The organism is Methylobacterium sp. Leaf94, from assembly GCF_001426045.1.
Taxonomy (GTDB): domain Bacteria; phylum Pseudomonadota; class Alphaproteobacteria; order Rhizobiales; family Beijerinckiaceae; genus Methylobacterium.
This window is the reverse complement of sequence record NZ_LMRM01000002.1, coordinates 59,302-86,162: the sequence shown is the minus strand read 5'-3', so window position 1 is coordinate 86,162 and position 26,861 is coordinate 59,302. Positions and strand designations below refer to the sequence as shown.

The window sequence follows — 26,861 nt, the reverse complement described above, 5'->3', positions numbered from 1 at the left end:
CGTCCTGGGCGCGGAGGCGACCAAGGTCAGGGTGTCAGCGTCCCCAAACTCCGAGGCGCTCGGCGCGGGCATGGTCCTCGGCGGCCACGAGGTCGGGCGTCGCCTCGGGTGAGGCGCGGCCGCCGCCGTTGAACAGCACCACCTCGGAGAGGTCGCGCCCGTCCACCGCGCACAGGCGGGCCTCGCTGCCGGCCACCGGCTGGCAGGTCACGGTACGGCCGGCCAGGTAGCGGGTGAGTTCGTCAGCCTGTCCGCCGCGCACCCACTCCACCCCGAAAAGGCGCACGAGCTTGCCGCCGACCCGCAGGGTCGCGGTATCGATGACCTCCACCGGACCACGGATCTCGTTGGCCGAGGCCGGTTTCGGAGGCGTTTCCTCCGGCAGAGCGGGACTCATGTCGGGCGCGCTCGGCGGCGCCGCTGTGGATGAGGCCTGCGGCGGGGATTGAGCCGCCCCCCCCGTATCGGGCGAAGCGGTCTCCTGCGGCGTCCGCCCTCCGAAGACGGCGAGGAGGGCCACGAGCGCAGCGGCGCCGAGTCCGATCGGGAGGGCGCGCCGGGACAGGGCATCGCGCATCACATTGCGGTCGCGGGCGACTTCGCCGAGACGCGAGGCGCTGTCGGCGAGGCGACCGCGGGCATAGCCGCCGACGCGCTGCGCCCCCTCTCGGACGCGGCCGGCGACGAGGCCGGCCCGGCTCGGCCCCGCGGGGTCGGCCGCGGGTCCCGGTGCGACCGCCTCAGCCGGCGATGACGCGACCCGGCTGCGCCGGAGCGTCGCGAAGCGACTGGACAGGGAGGTGGCGAGGGCACGGCTTCGGGTGGCCGAGCGCGTGACCAGAGACCGTGCGAGAACCGACTGCGCCTCGACGAACCGCGCCGTCGCCATTCGGAAATCCTCCGTCGGAACGGGCTCCGGCGCGGACTCGGGTTCCGGCGCGGGAATCGGCCGGAACAGGGCGGGGTGCCGGTCTCGGAGTTCCGCGAGGAGGGCCGGCAAATCCATCGGAACCAGGGCCCCGTCCGCCTCGGTGACGTGACGCGGTGCGCCCGTCCGATCGATCACGCGGTAGCCGGGCGGCTCCAGGCTCGGCGCGAGGGCCGCTTCCGCCAGGAGCGCGAGCGTGCGCTCTGCCACCGGATAGGCGCCTGCCTGCGTGACGGCTCGGGCGATACGCAGGCGCAAGGCCTCACGCTCCGAGGCCGCCCCGTCCCGTCGCGCCTCACCCAGTCCCGGCGAGGGTGGATTTCGATCATCCAAGATGCGCAGAACTCCGGGTATGACGCACCGATCGCGACGGGCCGGCCTCAGGCACCGCGCTGCGCATTCGCTATAGCGCTCTGCGGCCCCGCACCATAGCGGCGCAGCACGCGGCTCGACTCGGCGACGATCAGCGGGCGCTCCCCGGCGAAGCTGATGGTCAGTGTGAGTTCGGATACGCCCTGCGAACGCACGCCGCGCCCCGGGTTGTCGGCGCGGAAATTGAAGGTGGTGTGGACGATGCAGGTCGCGCTCGCCGCGTTGCAGGCCGTTCGGGTCGCTCCGCCCTGTGCCTCGTAGTGACGCTCGGGCCAGCGCCGGACGAAGCGGCGCTTCTCGGCGATGAGGGCCGCCAGTGACAGGGTGCGGCCGTGGAAACGGACCCGCTCGGCGTAGAATCGCGGCGCGTTCACCACCATCGCGTCCCCGGAGGCCGAGACGTTGTCCAGGTACCGGTCGGTCAGGCGCGTCGCGGCGGCGGCCCATTCGGGGAAGCGTGCGTCCGAGGCCGCCGCCGGTGATGCCATCGGGGTGGGCGTGTCGGCCAGGCGCGGGCGGATATGCAGGCGCTCCGGCGCGGCGCGTCCCTCGCGGGTCGCCGCACGGCGGCCGTCGGCGGATCCTGCCACGCGCCGCCGGTGCGCGGCCATCGGCGTCCGCTCGGCGCTCGCCGCGTCCTGGGCCGACGGGCCATCCGCCTGCGCCTTGGCCGTCGCAGGCGTCTCAGCCACGGGCTTCTCGGTCACGGGCTTCTCGGAGGCGGATTTCTCGAGTGACAGCTTCTCACCGACGGCCTTGTCCGCGCCGGGTTGCACCGCCTGTCGAGCCGGCGGGTCGACCCAACCCGGGCGCGTCTGGGCCTGCGCCGTTCCTACGGACAGAGCCGCGCTCATCAGCGCGACGGACGAGGCGAAGCCAAGTCGGACGAGACCGGTTCCGTTGAAGCTTGGACCGTGGCGCATGGCATCATCACCGGGGTCGCGGCCGGGGTTTCGGAAAAGCGCGTGCGGGACCGATCGACCGGAATGAAACGTCGGGTGCGGCCGCTAAGTTTCCCTGAATGCGCACGCAACGGTTCGGCCCAGGTTCGGAAGTGTGGACGGGTGCGAGGATTGCGGGGATGCGTCGCGCACGGACCCAGGCGCCGCGGCACCGACTCTTGTGCCGGGGGGCTCTTGTCATTGCCAAGCCTGAACCCACCTTGTGGATCGGGTCCGGGCCCCTCTGGCGGTCGAGGCGTTGACCGTGATGTCGGACCCTTCCATGCTTTTGCGCTGACGCGGCGCGAACGCACCGGAGGGTGTCGAGCCTCATGGTCCCTCGTTGTTTCCCGTTCCCACATCGTCAGCCTGATCCGTGCCAGACCGGAGCCTCCCGATGAGCGCGCCCTCCCGCAAGGCGCTTCTCCTCGTCAATCCGAAGGCCCGCAACGGCAGCTTTTCCCTCGACGAGGTCCGCGACGTCCTCCGCGCCGGAGGGATCGAACCCTTCGAGCCGCCGGGTAACGCCGACTGCACTGCGGTCATCAAGCGTCACGCGCAGGGTTGCGATCTCGTCATCCTCGGTGGCGGTGACGGCACCCTCAACGCGGCCGCGCCCGCTCTGGTCGAGACGGGATTGCCCCTGGGCATCCTGCCCCTCGGCACGGCCAACGATCTCGCCCGCTCCCTCGGCCTGCCCGTCGACCCGGTGGAGGCCGCTCGCCTCATCACCAGCGCGGAGGCACGCCCGGCCGATCTCGGCTGCGTCAACGGGCACTACTACTTCAACGTCGCCAGCATCGGCTTCTCGGCGGACCTCGCGGGCGACCTCACGGCGGAATCGAAGAAGACCTGGGGCACCCTCGGCTACGGCATCGCGGCGGTCCGCGTGCTTCGGCGGATGCGACCCTTCACCGTCTACATCGAGCATGACGGCCAGACCGAGACGGTGCGCACCATCCAGGTCTCGGTGGGCAACGGACGTCACTACGGCGGCGGCATGACCGTCGAGGAGACGGCCACCGTCGACGACGGCAAGCTCGACTTCTACAGCCTGGAGGTCGCCCATTGGTGGCGGCTGCTGATGCTCCTGCCGGCTCTGCGCAAGGGCACCCAGGGCAAGGCGGCCGACGTGCGGGCCTTCAGCACCACCGAGATCGTGGTGAAGACCAAGAAGCCGCGCCCCGTGAACACCGATGGCGAATTGTCGACCTACACCCCGGCCCATTTCAAGGTGGTGCCGAAGGCGGTGCGGATCTTCAGCCCGGCCCCGGCCGAACGGCCAGGCGTGGCCGCGAGCAGCCCCGGCCCGACGGCCTGACCGAGCCGAACGGGGCCGGGACCGGCCCCGCCCCTCTCCATCCCCGCTCCCGGCGCGACGCCGTCCGGGGGAGCGGCCCTGACTGACTCGACGAGGCCACCGTGGACAGCCTGCTTCAACTCGCCAGCGACCCCACCGCCTGGGCGGCCCTCGCCACCCTGGTGGTGATGGAGGTCGTGCTCGGCATCGACAACCTCATCTTCATCTCGATCCTGACCAACAAGCTTCCGCCCGAGCACCAGCAGAAGGCACGGCGCATCGGTATCGGCCTGGCGCTGATCCTGCGCCTCGGCCTCCTCGCCACCATCGCGTACATCGTCGCCCTGACGCAGCCCGTCTTCGAGGTGTTCGGCAAGGGCTTTTCCTGGCGCGATCTGATCCTCATCGCCGGCGGCCTGTTCCTGCTGTGGAAGGCCACGAAGGAGATCCATCACACCGTCGATCCGGAGCCGGAGACGCTCGGGAGCAGCGCTGTGCGGCTCGGCTTCACCGCGGCCATCGGCCAGATCCTCGTCCTCGATCTCGTGTTTTCCATCGACAGCATCATCACGGCGGTGGGCATGACGGAGCACGTGCCCATCATGGTGATCGCCGTCGTCACCGCCGTGACCGTGATGCTGCTGGCTGCCGACCCGTTGTCGCGCTTCATCGCCGCCAACCCGACGGTGGTGATGTTGGCGCTGGGCTTCCTGATCATGATCGGCATGACGCTGATCGCCGAAGGCTTCGGTGCTCACGTGTCGAAGGGGTACATCTACACTGCCATGGCTTTCTCGGCGGGCGTGGAGGGGCTGAACATGCTGGCCCGACGCCGCAGGCGTGCCCAGACCGGAACGATCACCAAATCCTGAGGAAACGTCGTTAACGTTTCACGGGAAAATCCTCGAGGAGGCTCGGCCGGGCTGATCGGCCGGGCCTCTTTCCGTTGGGCAGCGCGTTCCCAGAGATCGATCAGGCTCGCGATGAACCGGCGCGGCTGACCGCGATAGCAGTAGCCCGCCTGGCAGCAGGTCTGATAGTTGTGGTCGAACAGGTTGTGGACGGTGGCCTGCAGCTTCATGCCCTGCAGCTTCGGATCGATCCATGCGAACTCGTAGCCGAGTACGGCATCGAACAGAGGCACGGTGGCGTTGCGGAAGCTGCTGGGCACGTCGTTGGCCGGGCTGCTGCCAGCGTCGCGCACGCCGCCGCCGACCCCGAGACCCGAGAGGTCGAGACCCGGGGGTTAGCGCGGAGGTCGCGCGCATCTTGAAGGGGTTGTCGGGAATGCCCGAAAGGGCGAGCCCGACCTTCTCCGGGCTGCCCGGGCTCCGGGTCGTTCGGATGTCCACGTGGCTGTAGGCAGCCATGATGTTGAAGCCGGGTCCGAGATTGGCGACAGCCTCCGGTTCCGCGCCGCGCGCCTGCGCCTCTCCGACGGCGGCCTGAAAGACCAACGGATTGACGGGGTCGGGCCGCAGCACGTTGGTCTGGGTGATGTCGAAGATGGCGGTGTTCAGGACGACGTTGGTGCCCGGCACATTGAACTTGACGCCGCCATCTGCTGGACTTCCGTCGACTGGAACTGTGTTCCGTCGCGATCGAGCCCAAGTTGTGGGGCGAAGGAGGGCGCGAAGCTTACAGAGGGCATGAGTTCGTCGGTGAGCAGGGTGTGCTGCACGGGACCGGTGGCAACGTGCGCCTTGATCTGGTTGTCGACCGCGAACGCGTCGAGGACGTTGGTGATCCGGCCCGTGAAGCGCAGGGCCCGGGTGAGATCGTCGCTCAGGGCGTCGATCTGGGTCTAGCTTAGGTCCGCGTCGACCTGCTGGTTGCGGAAGTTTCTGCAGGAAGATCGGGTCGGGGCCGCAGCGATGCTCGAAGGCGTAACCGATTCGGTACTGCTCAGTGATGAAGTTCTGGAACGCTGGGTCGCCGGTCAAACACTACAGGATCGGCTCACGCGCGGCGGCCTCCTCGCGGGCACAGACGGCTTGGTCGGGAGCCGGACCGCCGACGGCCCTGAGCTTGCCGAGTTCGACGCGAGCCTTCTCCAGATCGGCCCGAAAGCCGGCGTCGCCCTGAAGGGCGGCGAAGACGGCGCTGGCAGCCGTGCGCCCGGCTTCGATATCGCTCGCCCAGTGCAGACCGCAGACGACACGGCTCTCGCCGTAGGAGCGGGCACGGACGAAGAACTGCGTCGCCTTCTCGGGCATCAGGGCCGCCATGATCGCTGCGTAGGTCCAGGCCTGGGTCGCATGGCTCGACGGGAAGCTGAAGGCATTGCCGAGGTCGGAGGTCCGCATCACGCAGATCTCCGCGTCGTTGCCGACGAAGGGGCGCAGGCGGCGGTAATGCAGCTTCGGACCACGAGTGGCCTGGGCGATGTCGAGGCGCGCGCGTTCCAGAAGGGTCATCAGGGCAGGCGCCCGGGACTGCTCGATACGCTGGCCGATGACGCAGGCGAAGTCGTCAAGGATCGCCGAGGCGCCATCGGCCACATCGGTGGTGGCCAGGGTCCAGCGCGGCGTTCCCTTGAGGGCCCGAGTTGCGACGAACGCGGCCTTGTCCGCCGACTCGGCCGCCGACTGGCCCCGCGGCGGGGCTCCGAGGATCGCGACGGTGTCGGGCGCCTGTGCCTCGGAGAGGTAGGGTGCCCGGGCTGCCTTGCCGGGTGTCAGAGGCGTGACACCGACGGCGGGGGCCGAGGCCGGTTTCGGCACAGTCTCCTCCGCCCAAACCGCCGTAGGGGCAATCCCCACCGGCAGGACGGCCAGGAACATCAGGGTCGGGAGCAGGCGGGCCATCGGCGTCTCGGCGTCAGAGGTCGGCACAGAGCAGGTGCCATCGGAGTATAGGGCTTCTATACAACAGGCCTATGGCACGGCTCGTCTGAACGCTGACGAAATCGCTTTCGATGTTTCTTTCGGGCTCCCGGAAAACGTCGGAAGAGGCGAATGACCGGACTTGGCCGTCCTGCATCGACACAGGCGATCGACGCGCCGGGAGGGCGCCGCGTCGCGGAAACCGGGCAATGCAGGCGCCGGACCGACGCGACGACCGATCAGAGCTTCGTTGCGGTCCGGCCGGCGAGGTTGCGTGCTGCGGATTCGAGACCGACGTGGTCGTGACCTCCGCTGAGGGCGTAGGCCGAGTGACCGGCGGTCCAGTAGGCGGTCTCGCCGTCGCCGGGGCTCGTGACCTCGCTCGGAGCGACGTGGCCGTCGAGGCTGCGGGTGGCAAACAGGGAGACTTCGCCGAGCTTGCCGGCGTCAATCACCACCTCGATGCCGGTGCCGTTGCGGGCCGGCACGATCTGCACGTCGCGCACCGTCCAGTCCGCCGGCAGGTCGGGCAACGCGATGCCGGTAGCTGCGGCAATGCCGGCGCGATCATAAGCCTGGGCCTGATCGCCCCGCTGCGCGGCAATGCGGGCGCGGACCTGCGCCGCCTCGCGGGCGTGGCGGGCATCGGCGACCAGGGCCGGATCCACGGGGGAGGCGAACGTGTCCGGCACGCCGAGGAAAGGCCCGTCGGAATGGGCCAGCCAGCCGGTGCCAACGAGGAGCGCGATCACCGCGGCGCGACGCAGGCGGTCACCGAACCGGCGCCAGGCCAGAGTCCGGTCGAGGCGCCGTGCGGCGGCCCGGTTACGCTCCGGTCCGGGGCCGGGAAGAATGGCGAAGGCCTGCCGGAGCGCGTCCCGGTCGTGCAGCTCGGCCATGATCTGCGCGGCGGTCTCGGGATTGCGCGCCAGGTGCGCCTCCACGTCGAGGCGGCGCAGGCCATCGAGCTGCCCATCCACGAAGGCGGTGAGGTCATTCTCGGTGATCGGATCGATCATCGCGGTCTGGTCCATGGCGTCGGCTCCGGTCGGATACAGGGGGCGCGTCCCCGGACGAGGAGTCCCGGCCGCGCTGAGAACGGATCGGCCTGCCTATGGCGCTCCGTCCCGGTCTTCGAAAACGTCTCAGGTGTCGCCGACGGCGCGGCCCGTTCGGTGCGATGCGTCGTCCTCGTCCTGGGCGACGAGGCGCAGGCGCGGCCGCTCGGCCGCGAGGCGCTGGCGCCGCTCGGCGAGACCGCTCCCCTGGCGCTCACCTTCCTCGAAGGCCCGCAGGGCGGCGCGGCCCCGCCCGAGACGCGACATCAGTGTGCCGATGGGGATGCCGAGGACGGCCGCCGCATCGGCATAGGCCATACCTTCCAGGGTAACGAGGTGAAGGGCGGCGCGCTGCTCTTCCGGCAGCGTGAGGAAGGCGCGCCGGATCTGCGCGAGGCGGACCTGCGCCTCCTGGGCCGGGGGCGCCATCTCCTCGCTCATCTGCACGAGGGTATCGGCGTGGCGGGCCTCGACCCGCTTCCGGCGCTGCTCGTCGATGAAGACGTTGTGCAGCACCGTCATCATCCAGGTGCGCAGGTTGGTGTTCGGCCGCGCCGCCTGGCCCGATTCCAGGGCCCGCACCAGCGCATCGTGCACCAGGTCATCGGCCCGCAGCGTGTCGCGCGTCAGGGCCCGCGCGTAGCGCCGGAGCGGCACGAGCAGGTCGACGATGGCAGTGGGGCCGGGCCGGTTCGGTTCGGTCGTCATAAGAGGATCAACGCACGAACCGCTGCTCTTAATCCAGCCGCGGCGTGTGGACGCGCATCAACGGTAGGTCGCCTTGAGATCGAGGGTGCAGGTTCGGCCGATCTGCTCGTAATTCTCGGCGATCCAGGCCTGAGCCGCACCACGGCCCTTGTCTCGCAGGCGCTCGAACACCCGCCAGCGGGCATCGAGGCGCGAGGAGGCCTGGTACTCGTCGAGGGCGCCCGTGCCGTCGATGCGGTGGACGTACTGCGACTGGTACTCGCCCCGGCCGAGCACACCCTCGGCGATGAGGTGGTCGACGAAGTCGATCGCGCGCAGTTCGCGCATGAGGTTGGCGTTGAAGGTGATCTCGTTGAGCCGGTCCTGGATCTCCTGCGGCGTGCGCGGGGTCTCGCGGCGCTCCACCGGGTTGATCTGCACCAGGACGATGTCGCGGGTCTCGGCCCCGCGATAGAGGGGATAGAGCGGCGGGTTGCCGAGATAGCCGCCATCCCAGTAGGGCACGCCGTCGATCTCCACCGCCTGGAACACGGTCGGCAGGCAGGCGGAGGCCATGAGGTGATCGACGTTCAGCGCCTCGCGCTCGAACACCGCGAGCTTGCCCGTCCAGACATTGGTGGCGGAGACGAACACCGCAGCGGTCTCAGCGGCGCGCAGGCGCTCGAAATCCACCTGGGCGGCGAGCACCTTGCGGAGCGGATTGTAGTTCAGCGGGTTCGAGGTGTAGGGGCTGGTCTTCAGGGCCCGGCTCCAGAACTCCGCGATCGGATTGTTCGACCAGAACTCGAACAGACCGCTGAAGGCGCGGCGCTGAGCCGGCCAGAAGTCGCCATCGAGGCTGACCTCGCGCCAGAACCGCTCCAGGGCCCGGCGAGCGCCCCCGGGCCCGTCCTCGAGCCAGCCATCGACCATCACGACTGCATTCATCGCCCCGGCGCTCGCCCCGGTGATCGCCTCGAAACCGAGGCGCCCGTCCTCGATCAGCGCATCGAGCACGCCCCAGGTGAACGCGCCGTGCGCGCCGCCGCCCTGAAGGGCGAGGGCGACGGTCTTCTCCGCATGCGGACCCGCCATCACACGGGTCTTGGCGGCGGGCTGCATCCGCAGGTCCCGTTCGACCGGGACGTCGATGAGCGAATCGACCGTCGGCTGCTGATGCGGATCAAGCATGCGGATCTCCCAACGTTTATGCTGCAGCGCAATATATGATGCCGCAAGGCCACAAACAGGCGGGAAGATGCAGCGGTTCCCTGTCCGTGACGCAGCCCTGCCACCCGGACTGGTCCGGAAACTCGACATCGCCGCCCGGATGGGACATGGGAGAAGCCGAATACGATCAGCGTGTTCGCTGTGCCATCCGGAATGCCCGGTGACGCAGCGGACTTGACGCCCGCCCGCCGTCATCTCAGCTAAACGATCGAGGGCGTAGAGTTTGCGGCATCGGAACGCCGCCCCCGGTCCGGACCGGCCCGATCGGAGGCTCCCGGTCGGCGGCGGACGTTCCTCGGAGCGCACAGTCAACGATGGACATCATGGACGCGACCCCCATCAACCCGATCAGCGGCACCGGCCCCGAGATCGCAGGCCCGAGCCCACGCCACCGCACGGTCGGCGTCACCATCGGATCCGGTGAGGGCGCGGTCACGGTGGGCGGCGGTGCACCGATCGTCGTCCAGTCGATGACCAACACCGACACCGCCGACATCGACGGCACCGTGGCCCAGGTGGCCCAGCTCGCCCGGGCCGGCTCGGAGCTCGTGCGCATCACCGTCGACCGGGACGAGGCGGCTGCCGCCGTGCCGAAGATCCGCGAGCGCCTGGACCGCATCGGCGTGCACGTGCCGCTGGTGGGCGACTTCCACTACATCGGCCACAAGCTCCTGTCCGACCATCCGGCCTGCGCCGAGGCGCTGGCCAAGTACCGGATCAACCCGGGCAATGTCGGCTTCAAGGAGAAGAAGGACACGCAGTTCTCGACCATCATCGAGCAGGCGATCCGCTACGATAAGACCGTCCGCATCGGCGCGAACTGGGGCTCCCTCGACGAGGCGCTGCTCACGCACCTGATGGACGAGAACGCCCGCTCGGCCCGGCCGATCGACGCACGCGCGGTGATGCGCGAGGCCATGGTGCAATCGGCCCTCAGCTCGGCCGAGCGCGCGGTGGAACTCGGCCTGTCCCAGGACAAGATCATCCTGTCGGCCAAGGTCTCGGCGGTGCAGGACCTCATCGCGGTCTATCGCGAGGTGGCGCGCCGCTCCGACTTCGCCATCCATCTGGGTCTCACCGAGGCCGGCATGGGCTCGAAGGGCCTGGTGGCCGCCTCCGCCGCCATCGGCGTGCTGCTGCAGGAAGGCATCGGCGACACCATCCGCTACTCGCTGACCCCCGAGCCGGGCGGCGACCGCACCGTGGAGGTGAAGGCCGCGCAGGAACTCCTGCAGACCATGGGCTTCCGCACCTTCGTGCCCCTCGTCGCCGCCTGCCCGGGCTGCGGCCGCACCACCTCGACCACGTTCCAGGAACTCGCCCGCGACATCCAGAGCTGGATCGTCACCTCGATGCCGGAATGGAAGAAGGCCTATCCGGGCGTCGAGGGGCTCAACGTCGCGGTGATGGGCTGCATCGTGAACGGCCCCGGCGAATCGAAGCACGCCGACATCGGCATCTCCCTGCCGGGCACCGGCGAAACCCCCACGGCGCCGGTCTTCATCGACGGCAAGAAGGCCATGACCCTGCGCGGACCGACCCTCGCCAAGGATTTCGAGACCGTGGTGACCGACTACATCGAGCGGCGCTTCGGCACGGGTACCCGCACCGCCGCCGAGTAGCCTCCTGACGCGCAGCTGCCGGACGCGATCCGGACTCGAACCCCGATGAGCGGCAACCGCGCCCAGGTTGCCGTTCTCGCGTGCTGCGCCGCATGATAGCGTGAACGCGACCGTCCCCCGCCGCCCGACCCCGTCGGGACGGCCCCGGCGTTCTCGCGCGCGACCAAACCCGCGCCGCGAGACGTTGGGCTCGCCACGAGCCTCGATCGAGCCGAATGACGCAGACCGCCCCTTCGAGCGCGCCCGCCGCCAAACCCGACGGCGCCGGTGCACCTCCGGCCGCCGAGGCCTCGCCCGAGACCGCCCGGGCCCACGGCCCGGCGGGCCTGTGGACGCTGGTCCTCGGTTCCGTCGGGGTTGTCTACGGCGACATCGGGACGAGCCCGCTCTACGCCTTCCGCGAGGCCCTGGTCTCGGCGCGGGCCGACGGCATCCTGCTGCGCGAGGAGGTGCTGGGCGTCGCCTCGCTGATCCTGTGGGCCCTCGTCCTCATCGTCACCATCAAGTACGTCGTCATCCTGCTGCGGATGGACAACAACGGCGAGGGCGGCATCCTCTCGCTGATGGCACTGGCCCGCACGGCGCTCGGCGGCTCCCGCGTGGTGTTCATGTTCGGTCTGCTCGGCGCCTCGCTGTTCTACGGCGACGCCATCATCACGCCGGCGATCTCGGTGCTCTCGGCGGTGGAGGGCCTGAAGCTCGTCACCCCGGCCTTCGATTCGTACGTGCTGCCGATCACCATCGCGATCATCGTACCGCTGTTCCTCATCCAGGTGCGCGGCACCAGCAAGGTGGCCTCCTTCTTCGGCCCCGTGATGGTGGTGTGGTTCGCCGCGATGGCGCTCGCCGCGCTGCCCCACATCGCTGCCAACACCGACGTGTTCTGGGCCCTCAACCCGTACTACGCCGTGCATTACCTCCTCGGGCACGGCACCGGCGCCCTGGTGGCGCTCGGCGCGGTGTTCCTGGCGGTGACGGGGGCCGAGGCCCTGTTCGCCGATCTCGGCCATTTCGGGCGCCGGCCGATCCAGATCGCCTGGCTCGGCCTCGTCGGCCCCTGCCTCGTCCTGAACTATTTCGGCCAGGCGGCCCTGGTGCTGTCGAAGCCCGACACCACCGATCCGTTCTTCCAGCTCGTGCCCGAATGGGGCCTGCTGCCGATGGTGCTGCTCGCCACCGCCGCCACCGTCACGGCGAGCCAGGCCGTCATCACCGGCGCCTTCTCCCTGTCGCGCCAGGCGATCCAGCTCGGCCTGCTGCCGCGCCTGGAGATCCGCCACACCTCCGAATCGCATTCGGGCCAGATCTACCTGCCGCAGATCAACGCGCTGCTGATGGTCGGCGTGGTGATCCTGGCAGTTCTGTTCCGCTCCTCGGCGGCCCTGGCCTCGGCCTACGGCATCGCCGTGACGGGCACGATGCTGATCACCGCCAGCCTCGCCTTCCTGGTGCTGTGGAAGACCTGGAAATGGTCGCCCTGGGCCGCCGGCCTCGCGATCCTGCCCTTCGCGGCGGTGGAGTTCCTGTTCCTCCTGTCGAACATGCTGAAGGTGTTCGAGGGCGGCTACGTACCCCTGCTGTTCGCCGGTGCCCTGATCGTCATGATGTGGACCTGGGTGCGCGGCGTCGGGATCCTGATCAACAAGACGCGCAAGACCGACGTACCGCTCACCGAGCTCGTCAGCATGCTGGAGAAGAGCCCGCCGCATCACGTCCGCGGCACCGCGGTGTTCCTGACCAGCGACCCCTACATCGCCCCGGCCGCCCTGCTGCACAACCTGAAGCACAACAAGGTGCTGCACGAGAAGAACGTGGTGCTCACCGTGGAGACCGTGGACACGCCCCGCGCCGCCGAGGTCGACCGTATTCACATCGAGCCGATCGGCCCGCACTTCCACAAGGTGGTGATGAAGTTCGGCTACATGGAGACGCCGAACATCCCCCGGACCCTGACGCTGCTGCGCAAGCAGGGCTTCAAGTTCGACATCATGGCGACGTCGTTCTTCCTGTCCCGCCGCTCGATCCGCCCGGCCGCCCATTCGGGCATGCCCCTGTGGCAGGACCGAATCTTCATCACCCTGGCCAAGAACGCCAACGACGCCACGGACTTCTTCCAGATCCCCACCGGCCGCGTGGTCGAGGTCGGGACCCAAGTGACCGTGTAGGAACCGTGCCGAAGGCGGCCTCCCGGTCCGAAGGGCCGCGACGGGCGGGTTTTCCGACATTCGGGCGAAGCGCCACCGCAGTAAGCGGATCAGGTGGCTTCGGAGGGCGGCACCTGGCTTATGCCATGGCGGATGGCTGCGGCGCCGTCGTCTCCGCCGGTCGGCTCGGCGCGGTCTCGCGGATTCCACCACGAAGCGCCAGATCGATGGGCCCGTCGAGGACGGACAACGGCGCGGCGAGCCGAGGCGCGGGACGCGCATAATAGGCCCTGAGCAGCGGTGTCCGATCGCGCAGGTGCGCTTCGACGCGATCGTTCAGGCGTCCGACCGGACCCGTCAGCGCATCGAAGCCCCCAGTGAGGGCACGGACGATCGCACGCGTGCACGCCTTTGCGAGGTGGGCGACCGGCCGAACCATGTTCATCGCGACCTGCGGTAAGGAGAAGGTGCGATTTCAGATAGGGTGGCGGCCCCGTTAATCTCCGCGACCGAAAGCGGCATGCAAGGCGCCGGAACCGAGGCCCGTCGGGAATCGGCCCACGGCTCGCGGCGGTTCCTCGGGGGCCGGCTCACGGCCTTGGCAGGTTGAGGACGGGCGGCGGGATCAGCGGCTCAGGAGCCAGGGCGGCCGGCGTCAGGGCGACGCGGCTGTGGGCGGCCTTCGGTGCCCTGGCCGCGGGTGCGGGCTTCTCGTCGACGGTGGCCCGCACCGTACGGATCGGGGCCGCACGATGGTCCGGCACCGAGGCGGTCGGGGTCGCGCGGGCAGCCGCGGTCTCGACCGGGGCGGGGATGGGGGCGGCCGCGGGGGAAACCGAAGCCGCGACCACGGGCATCGTCGGCGCCGCGGGGGCCTCGGCCGAGGCGAAGGCGAGCGCGGTGGCGGGCGCGGGCGGCGTGGCCTGCTCCACGGCGCCGGGCTTGCGCTTCTCGTAGAAGGCGTTGCCGCCGGCCACCGCCACGTAGTGCATGTTGTTGTAGGGGAAGCGCAGGCCGGCCGTGTGGAAGTACATCGCTCGCCCGACCTTCGGGTGGCGCTGGCCATCGAGGACGGCATCGGTCACCTCGGCGACCTTCTGCAGGCTCTTGTCGTCCATTTTCTTCGTCAAGACACCGGGGGCGAATTGCCGGGGCTGGCCGACCACCGAGCAGATCCCGCCATTCGGAAAGGCGGCGGCCTCGAGCCGGTTCATGACCACCGTGCCGACGGCGAGCAGGCCTTCGGCGTCGCTGCGATTCGACTCGAAGTACATCGCCCGACCGAGACAGTCGCGCTCTTCATCGGTGACGGACACCGGCTTGGCTGCGAGCGTCGAACCCGTCACCGTGGGTGCACCCGCATAGGTATTGCAGCCACCGAGACCAGGAACCGCCAGGAGGAGACCAAGTAGAGGCAGCGTCGTCGCCGATCGGGTTTCCTGCATGCCGTCTCGCTCCACTCCCTCAAGCGTATCCATATGGCTTGACCACCAAATGGGTTCGTTTCTGGGCAGGGGCGGCGATTTCGAGGCGGCGGGTCAGGCCTCGCGGTCGTAGCGGAAGGCATCCGCCACCCGCGGCATCCCGATCCGATCGTAGAAGCTGACGGCCCCGGGGGCGGCCGTCAGCAGGAGCGAGGCCTGCGGCCCGACTGCCGCTCGGGTGGCGGCGAGGAGGCCGCGGCCGATCCCGAGCCCCTGCGCGGAGCGGCTCACCGCGAGGTCCGAGAGATAGGCGCAGAACACGAAATCCGTGAGCGTGCGCGCGACGCCGACGAGGTCGTCGTCCCGCCGGGCGGTGACGACGAGATCGGCCTGCGCCAGCATCCGGGCCAGGCGCGGTAGGTCGTCGGTCGGGCGGCGCACGGCGAGTCCGGACTCGATCAGGACGCGGCGGAACTCCGCCGCGTCGAGGTCCGGCTCGATGCCGTAGGCGACCGCCAGCACGCTCAGGCCGTCAGCGTCCCGTGGCAGTGCTTGTACTTCTTGCCCGAGCCGCAGGGACACGGTTCGTTGCGCCCGACGCGGCCCCAGGTGGAGGAATCGTCCGGGTTGCGCTCGAGAACGGCGGTGTCCGTGGCCATCTCGCGTGCGGCGTAGCCGTAGGCGGGACCCGCGCCGCCGTCGCTACCCGTACCGGTGCCCGCCATCTCGTTCTCACCGGTGACGGGATCGAGGTGTTGGGCGAACATCGGCGGCAGGCCGGGTGGGGCGAAGGGATTGTCGGCGCCCTCCACGGGCGGCTCCTCGTACATGATCTCGATGCGCGAGAGCTGCTGCGTCACCTGCTCGCGCAGGGCGGCGACCAGGCTGTTGAACAGCTCGAACGCCTCGGACTTGTACTCGTTGAGGGGATCGCGCTGGGCGACGCCGCGCCAGCCCACCACCTGACGCAGGTGGTCGAGGGTGACGAGGTGCTCGCGCCAGAGGTGGTCGAGAGTCTGCAGGAGCACCTGCTTCTCGACATAGGTCATCACCTCGGGCGTATTCTTCTCGGTGCGCCCAGCATAGGCCTCGTCAGCGGCCTGGCGCAGGCGGTCGCGCATCTCCTCGTCGGCGATGCCCTCCTCCTTGGCCCAGTCCTCCACCGGAACGTCGAGGTTGAGCACCGTCTGGACCCGCTCGCGCAGGCCCTCGATGTCCCACTGCTCGGCGTAGGCGTTCTCGGGCACGTGCACCGCCACGAGGTCGTCGACGACGCCGTGGCGCATCTCGTCCACGGTCTCGCGCACGCTGTCCTGGCCCATGAAGTCGCGGCGCTGCTCGAACACGACCTTGCGCTGGTCGTTCATGACGTTGTCGTACTTGAGCACGTTCTTGCGCATGTCGAAGTTGCGCGCCTCGACCTTCTGCTGCGCCTTCTCGATGGCCTTGTTGATCCAGGGATGGATGATCGCCTCACCCTGCTCCAGGCCGAGGCGGGTCAGCATGCCGTCCATGCGGTCGGACCCGAAGATCCGCATCAGGTCGTCCTGGAGCGACAGGTAGAACTTCGAGCGGCCGGGATCGCCCTGGCGACCGGAGCGGCCACGCAGCTGGTTGTCGATTCGGCGGGATTCGTGGCGCTCGGTGCCAATGATGTAGAGGCCGCCCGGCAGGGCGACCTTGCGGCCCGCAGCCGGGTCGGCCGCCTCGCCCGAGGCCAGCACCTTGTCGCGGTTCTCCGCGATCTCGGCCTTGATCGCCTCGATCTTCGCGTTGCGCTCCGGCCCCTCGGGCACGCTGGCAAGCTCCTTCTCCACGCGCATCTCGACGTTGCCGCCGAGCTTGATGTCGGTGCCGCGCCCGGCCATGTTGGTGGCGATGGTGATGGCGCCGGGCACGCCGGCCTCGGCGACGATGTAGGCCTCCTGCTCGTGGAAGCGGGCGTTGAGCACGGCGAAGCGCTTCGTCACCCGGCCTTCGCGGGCAGCGGCGTAGACGTCCGTGAGGGCGTTGGGGTCCGAGTAGTCGAGCTGGCGGAAGCCTGCCTTGACCAGCATCTCGGCCAGGTGCTGCGACTTCTCGATCGAGCCGGTGCCGACCAGGATCGGCTGGTGGCGCGCATGCGCCTTCTCGATCTCGGCGATGATGCCGTCGTACTTCTCGGCCACCGTCCGGTAGACCTCGTCGTCCTCGTCGACGCGCTCGACCTCTTTGTTGGTCGGGATGTCGACGACCTCGAGCTTGTAGATCTCGGCGAACTCGTCGGCCTCGGTGGAGGCCGTACCGGTCATGCCGGCGAGCTTGGAATAGAGGCGGAAGTAGTTCTGGAAGGTGATCGAGGCCAGCGTCTGGTTCTCGGGCTGGATCGTCACCCGCTCCTTGGCCTCGAGCGCCTGGTGCAGGCCTTCCGAGTAGCGCCGGCCCTGCATCATGCGGCCGGTGAACTCGTCGATGATCACCACCTCGTCGTTCTTGACGATGTAGTCCTTGTCCAGGGTGAACAGGGTGTGGGCGCGCAGGGCCAGGTTCACGTGGTGGACGAGGCTGACGTTGTGCGCGTCGTAGAGGTCGCCCTCCTTGAGGAGATCAGCCCCGCGCAGGAGGTCCTCGACGAACTCGTTGCCGCTCTCGGTCAGCGAGACCGTGCGCTGCTTCTCGTCGAGATCGTAATGCTCCCGCTCGAGATGCGGCATCAGCGCGTCGACCGAGACGTAGAGCTCGGAGCGGTCGTCGACCGGGCCGGAGATGATCAGCGGGGTCCGGGCCTCGTCGATCAGGATCGAATCGACCTCGTCGACGATCGCGAAGTTGTGCCCGCGCTGGGACAGCTGGCTGAGCTCGTACTTCATGTTGTCGCGCAGGTAGTCGAACCCGAACTCGTTGTTCGTGCCGTAGGTGATGTCGGCGGCGTAGGCCTCCTTCCGCTGGTCGTCGTCGAGCCCGTGCACGATGGTGCCGACGGTGAGGCCGAGGAAGCGGTAGACCCGGCCCATCCACTCCGCGTCGCGGGCGGCCAGGTAGTCGTTCACCGTGACCACGTGGACGCCCAGCCCCGAGAGGGCATTGAGGTAGACCGGCAGGGTCGCCACCAGGGTCTTGCCCTCGCCGGTGCGCATCTCGGCGATTCCGCTCTCGTGGAGCACCATGCCGCCGATGAGCTGCACGTCGAAGTGGCGCTGGCCGAGCACGCGCTTGGCCGCCTCGCGCACGGTGGCGAAGGCGGGCACGAGGATGTCATCGAGCGTCTTGCCGGCGGCGAGCTCGGCCTTCAGCATGTCGGTGCGGGCGCGGAGCTGGTCGTCCGAGAGCGCAGCGACCTGCGGCTCCAGGGCGTTGATCTCGGCCACACGGGGACGATAGCCCTTCACGCGCCGGTCGTTGGACGAGCCGAAAATCTTCTTGGCGAGGGCACCGAGCATCGTGAACCTACGGTCGATCGAAAAGTCTGAAGGCGAATGTTGGCCGGGCTTATAGAGGTAAACACGGGCCGGCGCATCCGAAAGAGCCGGCCCGCGTCCACACCGGGGTATCGGGTGGGGCCGGGTCGGCGCGGGGCAAGCGGAGGACGCCGAGTGGCCGCATGCCCGGAGGGGCGCTGAGCCGGCTTTGACCCGGCCAACTCGGACGCGCCGCGTTTCGATCCGGGGCGTGATTCGCCCGCGCGAACCCCGTGGGCCGGATTCGGCGCCGGGGTGCCGTGGCCCCGGTTCTCATGGTCTCAGTCCTCATACGAAGGATCCGGGCGCGCGTGTCCGGGCCGCTCGCGGGATCTCCCCGCATCGTGATCGCCCGACGCACCCGTCGCCGCGACGGGAGAGGGAACGGCGTGAGGGTGCGTCGCGTGCGCGGCGAACGGGCGCCTGGATTCGGCCGCTCGACGCTGCGGCCGTGCTTGCCATCGGGGGGTGCACGCGCCACCTGATGACGCGGCCAATCCGCGGCCCCCGGCCGCACCTCGCTCGACCGCCCCCTGCGACGACCTCTGACCGGCCCCGTGCCGGGACGTGGGCGGCGCTCCCAAGGACGACTCCATGACGATGATCAAGTCCCTTTCGCGCTCCGGACTCCTGCGCACGGGCCTCCTGCGCACGGGCGCCGTCGCCCTGGCGCTCGGCCTGCCGCTGGCCTCGGCCCGGGCACAGGCGCCGGCCGCCCCGGCACCGGCCGCAGCACCCGTCGCTCCCGAGACCGTGGTGGCGAAGGTGAACGGGGCACCGATCACCGCGGGAGACCTCGCCATCGCGGCCGAAGATCCCGCCCTCTCTCTGCCCGGCGTCGACGACGCCCAGAAGAAAGCTCTCCTCGTCGACTACATGATCGACCTCAAGGTCGGGGCCCAGGCGGCCGAAGCCGCCAAGATCGGTGATTCGCCGGATTTCCAGCGCAAGCTCGCCTACTTCAAGGACAAGCTCCTCCTCGACGAGTACCTGGAGCGCGAGGCCAAGAAGGCGGCGACGCCGGAGGCGGCCAAGGCCCTCTACGACCAGACCGTCAAGGCGATGAAGCCCGAGGAGGAGGCCCACGCCCGCCACATCCTCGTGGAGAGCGAGGACGAGGCCAAGAAGATCGCGGCGCGGATCAAGGGCGGCGAGGACTTCGCCCGGGTCGCGGCCGAGGTGTCGAAGGATCCCGGTTCGAAGACCGAGGGCGGCGACCTCGGCTGGTTTACCAAGGAGCGCATGGTCGCTCCCTTCGCCGAGGCTGCCTTCAAGATGAGCCCGGGGCAGGTGTCCGATCCGGTCAAGACCCAGTTCGGCTGGCACGTGATCAAGCTCGAGGAGAAGCGCACCAAGCCGGTCCCGACCTTCGATGAGATGAAGGAGCAGGTGGACCAGTACCTGACCCGCAAGGCGCAGCAGGACCTGATCCTGAAACTGCGCGAGGGGGCCAAGATCGAGCGCACGGCGGCCGCTCCGGCCGTGGCGCCCCCCCCGGCTCAGAAGGCGCCGTAACCCGCCTCACGCGACTCGCCCTGCCTCAGGCGACTCGCCCTGCCTCAGGCGACTCGGAGCAGCGGGTGCGGTGCGGGCTCGGTCCGCCCGCGCCCGTTGCGCTTGGCTTGGTAGAGCGCGGCATCCGCCCGGCTGAGCAGGGCATCGAGCCGGCGTCCCGACGCCACGGCGGCGGAGCCCTCCTCCGGCACCGCCAGACCGATGCTGACGCCGATCGCAAGGTGCGGCAGTTCCGGCACGGCGATCCGGGCCACGGCGCGACGCAGGAACTCGGCCTTGGTCAAGGCCTCCTCCGGGGTGAGTCCGCGCAGGAGGCAGGCGAATTCCTCGCCGCCCATCCGACCGAAGATCGCGGAGCCCGGCAGCAGCGCCGACACGGTGTGGCAAAATCCGACGAGGACGCCATCGCCCACCGCGTGGCCGTGCCGGTCGTTGATGCGCTTGAAGTGGTCGAGGTCGAACAGGAGCAGGGTGAAGGTACCGCCCTCCCCCAGCGCAGTCTCGGCCCGGGCCACGAAGGCGCGCCGGCTGAGGATGCCGGTGAGCGCGTCGGTGTCGGCAGCGAGGCGCTGCAGGCGCTCCGCGCGCTCCTTCGTCAGCGACATGAACACGAAGGCGATCGCCAGGGTGAAGAGCATGCCGGCGAGGCACAGGATGGTCAGCCAGGGCGTCTGCAGCGGATTCGGTTTGGTCTGCGGCGGCGCGACGAGCGCGAGGGGCACGCGGATCCAGTAGGCGAAGGTGTAGATCAGCAGCAGGGCAACGCCGGGATAGCGCGACACCAGAGGTTCGGCCCGGGCCCGCCAGATCTCGCGAGCGGCCAGCAGGCAGAAACCTCCCGCGAGGCTCGAGGCCAGCATCACCCGGGCGGGAACCGAGGCGAAGAACGCCGGGACCAGGCAACTCGTCCCCCAGAGCGCGATCGCCACTGCGATCGGTACGAAGCGGGCGCGCCGTCCCTCGAACGCGCGGGTCCCGGTCCAGATCAGGCCATAGGCCCCGATCATCACGCCGTTGGCGACCCCGATCGAGACCCAGTCCGGAATCATCCCGCGCAGGGACAGCAGGGCCGAGGCCATCGCGCCGGTGATGTGGGCGACGCCCCAGATCGCCAGGGCGTGGACGTGGCGGGCCTGGCTCCAGGACAGCAGAAACAGGCTGCCGACCATGAAGGTCAGGATCACGGTCACGAGCAGAAGGGTCGAGGCATCGAGCAGCATCGATCGGTTCCGCCCCCTCGCTCGTTCGATGATCCAGAAGCCGCTCGCCCCTTCGGGACGGCGGACCAGCGTCCGAAGCTATTCTATACGATCATGGTTACCCAGATCTGGACGTCCGAGGCCCGTCGACGACCTCCGCGGATGGCGGGTCGTCACGGCTCCACCTTGCGCAGACCGGGACCGAGCGGCGTGATCCGAAGGGCGGTGATCCGGTTGCGGGCCTTGCGCAGGACCTGGAAGCGGAAGCCGTGGAAGTTGAAAGCTGTCCCGGTGTCGGGAATCGCCCGGGCCTCGTGAATGACGAGCCCCGCGATGGTGGTGGCCTCGTCGTCGGGCAGGTCCCAGTCCATGGCCCGGTTGAGGTCGCGGATCGGCACGCTGCCGTCGGCATGCACCGAGCCGTCGCCCTGGGCCCGCACCCCGGAGACGGTGACGTCGTGCTCGTCGGCGATGTCGCCCACGATCTCTTCGAGGATATCTTCCAGGGTTACGAGGCCCATCACCTCGCCGTACTCGTCGACCACCAGGGCGAAGTGGGTCTTCTTGGCGAGGAAGGCCTTGAGCTGGTTGCGCAGGGAGGTGGTGTCCGGCACGAACCAGGTCTCCAACGCCAGGGCCTCGACCTTGAGACCGGCGGCGTCGCCGCCAGCGGCGTCCAGCGCCCGGAGGAGATCCTTGGCGTGCAGCACGCCCACGATGTTCTCCGTCGTGCCGCGCCAGAGGGGCATGCGCGTGTAGGGCGAGGCCAGCACTGCGCGCACGATCTCCTCCGAGGGCAGGTCGACATCGATGGTGCGCATCTTGGTGCGGTGGACCATCACCTCCGAGACGGTGAGGTCCGACAGGTCGAGGAGACCGCCGAGCATGTCGCGCTCGGCCTTGGCCACGCCACCCTCGCGATGAAGCAGGGCGACCTGGCCGCGGATCTCGTCGGTGGCCGACAGGATGGTCTGGCGCTCGCCGATCCGGACGCCGAAGGGACGGAGCATGCCGCGCACCAGGGCCTCGATGGCGAGCGCCGCCGGCCCGAGCAGGGCCACCGCGAAGGCCACCGGCCGGGCCATGACCAGGGCGGCGCTGTCCGGCTTGTTGATCGCGAGGGTCTTGGGCAGCACCTCGGCGAAGATGATGACTAGGACCGACATCACCCCGGTGGCGTAGAGGATGCCGCTCTTGCCGAAGAGGGTGGTGAGCACGCCGGTGGTGAAGGCCGAGGCGCCGATCGCCACGATGTTGTAGCCGATGAGCATGGCGCCGATGAAGCGCTCGCGGCTCGCCATAATGGCGTTGACGAGGCGCGCGCGCGTCGCCGGCATTCTCCAGGGCCAGCATGCGGGCCCGGGACGCCGCCGTGAAGGCGGTCTCGGCGCCGGCGAAGAAGGCCGAGAGCAGGAGCGAGATGACCACGATGCTCGCGGCCAGCCAGAGATCGGTATGGGGTTCCATGCGTGCGATGCCGGAGGATGTCGTCAGGTCGAGCCGGTGCTTACCACGGCGCGGGCCGGGCCGTTCACGCCCCGTCGGTCCCGGCGATGAGTTCCTTGATGCGTCCGGCGAGCGACTCCATCACGAAGGGCTTGGTCAGCACCTGCATGCCGGGCGCGAGGTATCCGTTGCCCAGCACGGCGTTCTCGGCGTAGCCGGTGATGAACAGCACCTTCAGGCCAGGGCGTACGACCCGGCCTGCATCGGCCATCTGGCGGCCGTTCATGCCGCCGGGCAGGCCGACATCCGTCACCAGGAGGTCGAGCCGCACGTCCGATTCGAGCACCTTGAGGCCCGCCGCCCCGTCCGCCGCCTCGATGGCGGTGTAGCCGAGATCCTCCAGCACCTCGGTCACGAGCATCCGCACGGTGGGCTCGTCGTCGACGATGAGAACGGTCTGGCCCTGCTCGGCCCGGGGTGCGTTGCCGAGGTCGGCCTCCCCGTAGTGGCGGGGCAGGTAGAGGCATACCGTCGTGCCCTGGCCGACCTCCGAATAGATCCGCACCTGGCCGCCCGACTGACGGGCGAAGCCGTAGATCATCGACAGGCCGAGGCCGGTCCCCTCGCCCAGGGGCTTCGTCGTGAAGAACGGATCGAAGGCGCGGGCGATCACCTCCGGCGTCATGCCGGTGCCGGTATCGGTGACGCACAGGGAGAGGAATTGCCCCGGCTCCAGGTCCCGCTCGCGGGCCGCGCGGAGATCAAGCCACTTGTTGGCCGTCTCGATGGTGATGCGGCCGCCCTCCGGCATGTCATCGCGGGCGTTGATGCAGAGGTTGAGGAGGGCGTTCTCGAGCTGGTTCGGATCGACCAGGGCGGTCCAGAGACCGGCTGCGCCGACCACCTCGATGGTCACCGCCGGCCCGACCGTGCGGCGCACCAGCTCCTCCATGCCGGCGATGAGGCCGTTCACGCTGGTGGGCCTGGGGTCGAGGGTCTGCCGGCGCGAGAAGGCGAGGAGGCGGTGCGTCAGGGCGGCGGCACGCTTGGCCGCGCCCTGCGCCGCGTTGATGTAGCGATCGAGGTCTGTGTGATCCGTCCCTGCGCCATGTCGACCTGAAGCAGTTCGAGGCTGCCGGAGATCCCCGTGAGCAGGTTGTTGAAGTCGTAGGCCAGTCCGCCGGTGAGCTGGCCCACCGCCTCCATCTTCTGCGCCTGGCGCAGGGCCTCCTCGGTCCGGCGCTGGTCGGTGATGTCCCGTCCGATGACGGTGAAGGTCTCTCCGTCGGGAGCCGCCGTCCACATCACCGTGCGCCGGTCACCCGCCTTCGTGAAGACGCGGTCGACGAAGCCGGTCACGGTCTCGCCCCGCGCGAGACGGCGGACAACCTCGGCCGTCTCGGCATGGTCGGCCGGATCGATCAACGCCGCGAAGGGCCGGCCGAGCAGGGCGTCCTCGTCCCAGCCGAGGGTGCGGCCCCAGGCCGGGTTGATGGTCTTCAGGTAGCCGTCGAGCCCGGCGGTCCCCATCAGGTCGGTGGTGGTCTCTCAGATGCGGTCGCGCTCGCGGGTGCGGCTCTCGACCTGGCGCTCCAGGCTGCTGTTCAGGCGCGCCAGTTCGGCGCTCGTGACCTTCTGGTCGTCGATGTCGGTGCTGGTGCCGACCCAGCGCAGGATGGTGCCGTCGGCCGCCCGGATCGGCTCGGCCCGCACCAGGAACCAGCGATAGGCGTCGTCGTCGCGGCGGATGCGGAACTCGTCGGCGTAGGGCCGGCCGTCTTCGAGGCAGGCCTCCCAGGCCTCCACCGCCGCGCGGTCCGCGGGGTGGACGAGGGCGGCCCAGGCCGCGCCGCGGACCCCGTCGAGGGCGGGGCCGCAATAGGCGGCGCAGGCGGCGTTGAACCAATCAAGGGCACCGGTGGCGGAGACCGCCCAGACGTGGATCGGGACCGCCTGTGCGAAGGCGTGGAACTGCGCGTCGCTCGCCCGTCGCGCGGAGGTCGCGCGGCTGCGCTCGGTGGCCGCCCGCACGCGCTCGGCGACGTTGCGCATGAAGGCAAGCTCTTCGGGCGACCAGGACCGGGCGGTGGCATGGTTCAGATAGAGAAGCGCGACGAAGCCGCCGTGCTCAGTCAGCGGCATGTTGACGAAAGAGTGCGCGCTGATCGCCTTCAAGGCCTCGGCGCCGGAGGCGGTGCGCGAGTCGGCGTCGGCATCGCTGCAGATCACGGTCTCGCCGCGCTTCAGATCTTCGATGTAGGAGCCGTAATCGCGAAAGTGCAGGGTCCCGGCGAGGCTCCGGATGCCGGGGGCGTTCCAGTCGCGCTCGATCAGGATGGTCTCCGCCACGGCGTCGATGGTGCCGTAGCCGGCCCGGCTGACGCCGAGGGTGGTTCCGAGGATTTCCGCGGCCACGTACGCGATGGCGGCGGTGTCGTCGAGGTCGCGCAGGCGGTCTCCGAGTTCGGCCACCGCGATCCGCCGGGCCTCGGCGGCGCGGCGCTCCTCGACGTCGATGGCGAGGACGAAGAAGCCCTCCACCGCGCCGGCCTCGGTCCGGCGCGGGATGTACTGGATGGCGCAGGCTCGGAGGCGAGCGTGGCCGTCCGGCAGGACGCCGTCGCGGGCGATGGTCTCGCCGGCCAGCGCCCGGTCCATGTCGGAGCGGTGCTGCGCGAAGATCTCGGGGCCGAGCACCTCGCGGGCGGGGCGACCGACCAGGGTGTCGACGCCGCGCCCGAACCAGGTCTTGTAGGCGCGGTTGTTGAACCGGTGGGTTTAGTCGCGGTCGAGATAGGCCACGAGCACCGGCAGCGCGTCGGTGATGAGGCGCAGCTCCGCCTCGCGCTGTGCCGCCGGCGCGCCGCGCAGGCGGGCGAGCTCGGCCTCCAGCGCGGCGATGCGGCGATGCAGGTCCTCGGTCCCGGGATCGCTCAAGCGGCGCTCAGTTCGGCACTCAGGAAGGCGCGGACCTCGGCGCCGTCGATGCCGGGCGCAATGAAGCTCTGGCCGATGCCGCGCGCCAGGATGAAGGTCAGCGCGCCGTCGCGGACCTTCTTGTCCTGCGCCATCGCCGCCACGAGGGCGTCGGCGTCGCCGCAGCCGCCGGGCACCGCCTGGAGCTGGGTCGGCAGGCCGGCGAGCGCGAGGTGGTTGGCGACGCGGCCCGCGTCCTGGCCCGGGCACAGGCCGAGGCGGGCGGAGAAGCGGAAGGCCAGCGCCAGCCCGATCGCCACAGCCTCGCCGTGGACGAGGCGGGCGGACTCGTAGCCGGTCAGGCGCTCCAGGGCGTGCGCGAAGGTGTGGCCGAGGTTGAGCAGGGCCCGCTCGCCGTCCTCGCGCTCGTCGCGCACCACCACGCCGGCCTTGGAGCGGCAGCAGATCGCCACCGCCTCGTCGCGCTCCGGCCCGCCCGCGAAGATGCCGGCCCAGTGCGCCTCGCACCAGTCGAAGAAGGCGGCGTCGTTGATGAGGCCGTACTTGGCCACCTCGGCGTAGCCCGCCCGCATCTCCCGCTCCGACAGGGTGTCGAGGGTGGCGGTGTCGGCGAGCACCAGGCGGGGCTGGTGGAAGGCGCCGATGAGATTCTTGCCGTGGGGCGAGTTGATCCCGGTCTTGCCACCGACCGAGGAATCGACCTGGGCAAGGAGGCTCGTGGGCGCCTGCACGAAGCGCACGCCGCGGCGCAGGGTGGCGGCCGCGAAGCCCGCGAGGTCGCCGACGACGCCGCCGCCGAGGGCCACCACGAGGTCGTTGCGCTCGACCTTGTGGGCGAGGAGCCCGTCGCAGACCGCCGCATAGGTGGCATAGGATTTCGAGGCCTCGCCCGGGGCGACGGTCACGAGGCCCGAGCGCAGGCCCGCCGCCGCGAGGCCGTCCTGCAGGCGCGCGCCGTAGAGGGCGGCCACGTTGGTGTCGGAGACGATCACCGCCGCCTTCGCCCCGAGGGCGGCCACGTGCCGGCCGGCCTCGTCGAGGAGGCCGCGTCCGATCAGGATGTCGTAGGCGCGCCCCTGGTCGAGGGGAACGGCCACGGTGAGGCGGTCGGTCACTGGGCTGCGATCCCGGTCTGCGAGGGGCGGTTCAGGTAGGCGTCGAGTGCTTCCATAACGTCCTGCACGACCCGGTCGTGGGCGACGTCGCGGGAGATCACCTCCACGTCGGCCGTGGCGTAGACCGGATGGCGCTGGGCCATGAGCTGGCGCAGGGTCTCCTCCGGGTCCTCGGTCTGGAGCAGCGGGCGCCCGCCGCGCTTGCGCACCCGGCGCATCAGCACGTCGAGCTCGGCCTTGAGCCAGATCGAGACGCCGCCCTCGGCGATGCGGGCGCGGGTGGTTTCGCGCATGAAGGCGCCGCCGCCGGTGGCGAGCACCAGGGGCCCCTCGCGCATCAGGCGGGCGATGACCCGCTCCTCGCCATCGCGAAAGCTCGGCTCGCCGTAGATCGCGAAGATGTCCGGGATCGTCAGTTTGGCCGCCGTCTCGATCTCGTTGTCGGCGTCCTTGAACATCAGGCCGAGGCGCGTGGCCAGGCGCCGGCCGACGGTGCTCTTGCCGGCGCCCATGAGGCCGACGAGCACGATCGACCGGTGACCGAGGGCCCGGCGCAGGCGCAGTTCGATCGGCTCGCCGGCGGCGGCGGCCGGCGGTTCACCCGGGGGCGGGACGCCGCCCTGAGGAGGGACTTCGGTCATCAGGGACATCTACACATCGTTGGGCGGGTCTTAGCGCGTT

19 protein-coding genes and 3 pseudogenes are annotated in these 26,861 nt (G+C 69.8%); 5 read left to right on the top strand and 17 right to left on the bottom strand.

The window, feature by feature from the left end; genetic code table 11:
* Positions 1–34: 34 nt before the first annotated feature.
* The gene (locus ASG63_RS02145; RefSeq protein WP_056211617.1) at positions 35–1,186 is read right to left on the bottom strand and encodes a hypothetical protein; all 1,152 of its coding nucleotides are present in this window, start codon (positions 1,184–1,186) and stop codon (positions 35–37) included.
* 122 nt (positions 1,187–1,308) lie between these two features.
* Entirely contained in the window at positions 1,309–2,223 is a 915-nt protein-coding gene (locus ASG63_RS02140; protein WP_056211615.1) for a hypothetical protein, read from the bottom strand.
* A 415-nt stretch (positions 2,224–2,638) separates the two neighbouring features.
* On the opposite strand from ASG63_RS02140, the gene ASG63_RS02135 reads away from it, so the two are divergent.
* A complete protein-coding gene (locus tag ASG63_RS02135) occupies positions 2,639–3,562 on the top strand; it encodes a lipid kinase (protein ID WP_056211613.1) in 924 nt (307 codons plus the stop codon).
* A gap of 101 nt (positions 3,563–3,663) precedes the next feature.
* Complete coding sequence (locus ASG63_RS02130; protein WP_056211611.1) at positions 3,664–4,413, top strand: TerC family protein; 750 nt, start codon at positions 3,664–3,666, stop codon at positions 4,411–4,413.
* Here the strand turns inward: ASG63_RS02130 and ASG63_RS26750 are convergent.
* From ASG63_RS26750 to ASG63_RS02100, 6 genes and pseudogenes are all read right to left on the bottom strand, one after another.
* Complete coding sequence (locus ASG63_RS26750) at positions 4,317–4,745, bottom strand: TonB-dependent receptor (RefSeq protein WP_274534708.1); 429 nt, start codon at positions 4,743–4,745, stop codon at positions 4,317–4,319. The two genes, ASG63_RS02130 and ASG63_RS26750, sit on opposite strands and share 97 nt — an antisense overlap.
* A 112-nt stretch (positions 4,746–4,857) precedes the next feature.
* Positions 4,858–5,082, bottom strand: a pseudogene (locus ASG63_RS26745) (TonB-dependent siderophore receptor); the annotation flags it as partial.
* A gap of 405 nt (positions 5,083–5,487) precedes the next feature.
* Entirely contained in the window at positions 5,488–6,348 is an 861-nt protein-coding gene (locus ASG63_RS02115) for an acid phosphatase (protein WP_056211605.1), read from the bottom strand.
* 257 nt (positions 6,349–6,605) lie between these two features.
* Positions 6,606–7,400 carry an anti-sigma factor family protein gene (locus tag ASG63_RS02110; protein WP_244472684.1) on the bottom strand — a complete coding sequence of 265 codons (795 nt, stop codon included), beginning with the start codon at positions 7,398–7,400 and terminating at the stop codon, positions 6,606–6,608.
* 111 nt (positions 7,401–7,511) lie between these two features.
* The gene (locus tag ASG63_RS02105) at positions 7,512–8,132 is read right to left on the bottom strand and encodes a sigma-70 family RNA polymerase sigma factor (protein ID WP_056211603.1); all 621 of its coding nucleotides are present in this window, start codon (positions 8,130–8,132) and stop codon (positions 7,512–7,514) included.
* A gap of 57 nt (positions 8,133–8,189) precedes the next feature.
* On the bottom strand, positions 8,190–9,302 hold the full coding sequence (locus ASG63_RS02100; RefSeq protein WP_056211601.1) for a patatin-like phospholipase family protein: 1,113 nt from the start codon (positions 9,300–9,302) through the stop codon (positions 8,190–8,192).
* A 353-nt stretch (positions 9,303–9,655) separates the two neighbouring features.
* Between ASG63_RS02100 and ispG the strand changes: the two genes are divergently transcribed.
* Positions 9,656–10,963 (top strand): flavodoxin-dependent (E)-4-hydroxy-3-methylbut-2-enyl-diphosphate synthase, encoded by a 1,308-nt coding sequence (gene ispG, locus ASG63_RS02095; protein WP_056211599.1) that lies wholly within the window; start codon positions 9,656–9,658, stop codon positions 10,961–10,963.
* 215 nt (positions 10,964–11,178) lie between these two features.
* Positions 11,179–13,128 (top strand): potassium transporter Kup, encoded by a 1,950-nt coding sequence (locus tag ASG63_RS02090; RefSeq protein ID WP_056211597.1) that lies wholly within the window; start codon positions 11,179–11,181, stop codon positions 13,126–13,128.
* A 569-nt stretch (positions 13,129–13,697) separates the two neighbouring features.
* Here ASG63_RS02090 and ASG63_RS02080 read toward each other — a convergent pair.
* From ASG63_RS02080 to secA, 3 genes are all read right to left on the bottom strand, one after another.
* Positions 13,698–14,552 (bottom strand): cell wall hydrolase, encoded by an 855-nt coding sequence (locus tag ASG63_RS02080; RefSeq protein ID WP_056211594.1) that lies wholly within the window; start codon positions 14,550–14,552, stop codon positions 13,698–13,700.
* Between the two features lie 93 nt (positions 14,553–14,645).
* Complete coding sequence (locus ASG63_RS02075) at positions 14,646–15,050, bottom strand: GNAT family N-acetyltransferase (protein ID WP_056211805.1); 405 nt, start codon at positions 15,048–15,050, stop codon at positions 14,646–14,648.
* 5 nt (positions 15,051–15,055) lie between these two features.
* Positions 15,056–17,950, bottom strand: a complete 2,895-nt coding sequence (gene secA, locus ASG63_RS02070; protein ID WP_056211592.1) for a preprotein translocase subunit SecA — start codon at positions 17,948–17,950, stop codon at positions 15,056–15,058.
* Between the two features lie 612 nt (positions 17,951–18,562).
* On the opposite strand from secA, the gene ASG63_RS02065 reads away from it, so the two are divergent.
* Entirely contained in the window at positions 18,563–19,483 is a 921-nt protein-coding gene (locus ASG63_RS02065; protein ID WP_056211590.1) for a peptidylprolyl isomerase, read from the top strand.
* Positions 19,484–19,527: 44 nt separating this feature from the next.
* Here the strand turns inward: ASG63_RS02065 and ASG63_RS02060 are convergent, their stop codons facing one another.
* The 6 genes and pseudogenes from ASG63_RS02060 to ASG63_RS02035 form a co-directional block, all read right to left on the bottom strand.
* On the bottom strand, positions 19,528–20,703 hold the full coding sequence (locus ASG63_RS02060; protein ID WP_056211588.1) for a GGDEF domain-containing protein: 1,176 nt from the start codon (positions 20,701–20,703) through the stop codon (positions 19,528–19,530).
* 152 nt (positions 20,704–20,855) lie between these two features.
* Positions 20,856–22,149, bottom strand: a pseudogene (locus tag ASG63_RS02055) (HlyC/CorC family transporter).
* 64 nt (positions 22,150–22,213) lie between these two features.
* Positions 22,214–24,849 (bottom strand): annotated as a pseudogene (locus ASG63_RS26925) (PAS domain S-box protein).
* Positions 24,850–24,906: 57 nt separating this feature from the next.
* The gene (locus ASG63_RS24880) at positions 24,907–25,065 is read right to left on the bottom strand and encodes a hypothetical protein (RefSeq protein WP_156394042.1); all 159 of its coding nucleotides are present in this window, start codon (positions 25,063–25,065) and stop codon (positions 24,907–24,909) included.
* Positions 25,062–26,180, bottom strand: a complete 1,119-nt coding sequence (gene aroB, locus ASG63_RS02040; protein WP_056211584.1) for a 3-dehydroquinate synthase — start codon at positions 26,178–26,180, stop codon at positions 25,062–25,064. The genes ASG63_RS24880 and aroB overlap by 4 nt, the downstream gene beginning before the upstream one ends.
* Positions 26,177–26,830, bottom strand: a complete 654-nt coding sequence (locus tag ASG63_RS02035) for a shikimate kinase (RefSeq protein ID WP_443189764.1) — start codon at positions 26,828–26,830, stop codon at positions 26,177–26,179. The genes aroB and ASG63_RS02035 overlap by 4 nt, the downstream gene beginning before the upstream one ends.
* Between the last annotated feature and the right edge of the window lie 31 nt (positions 26,831–26,861).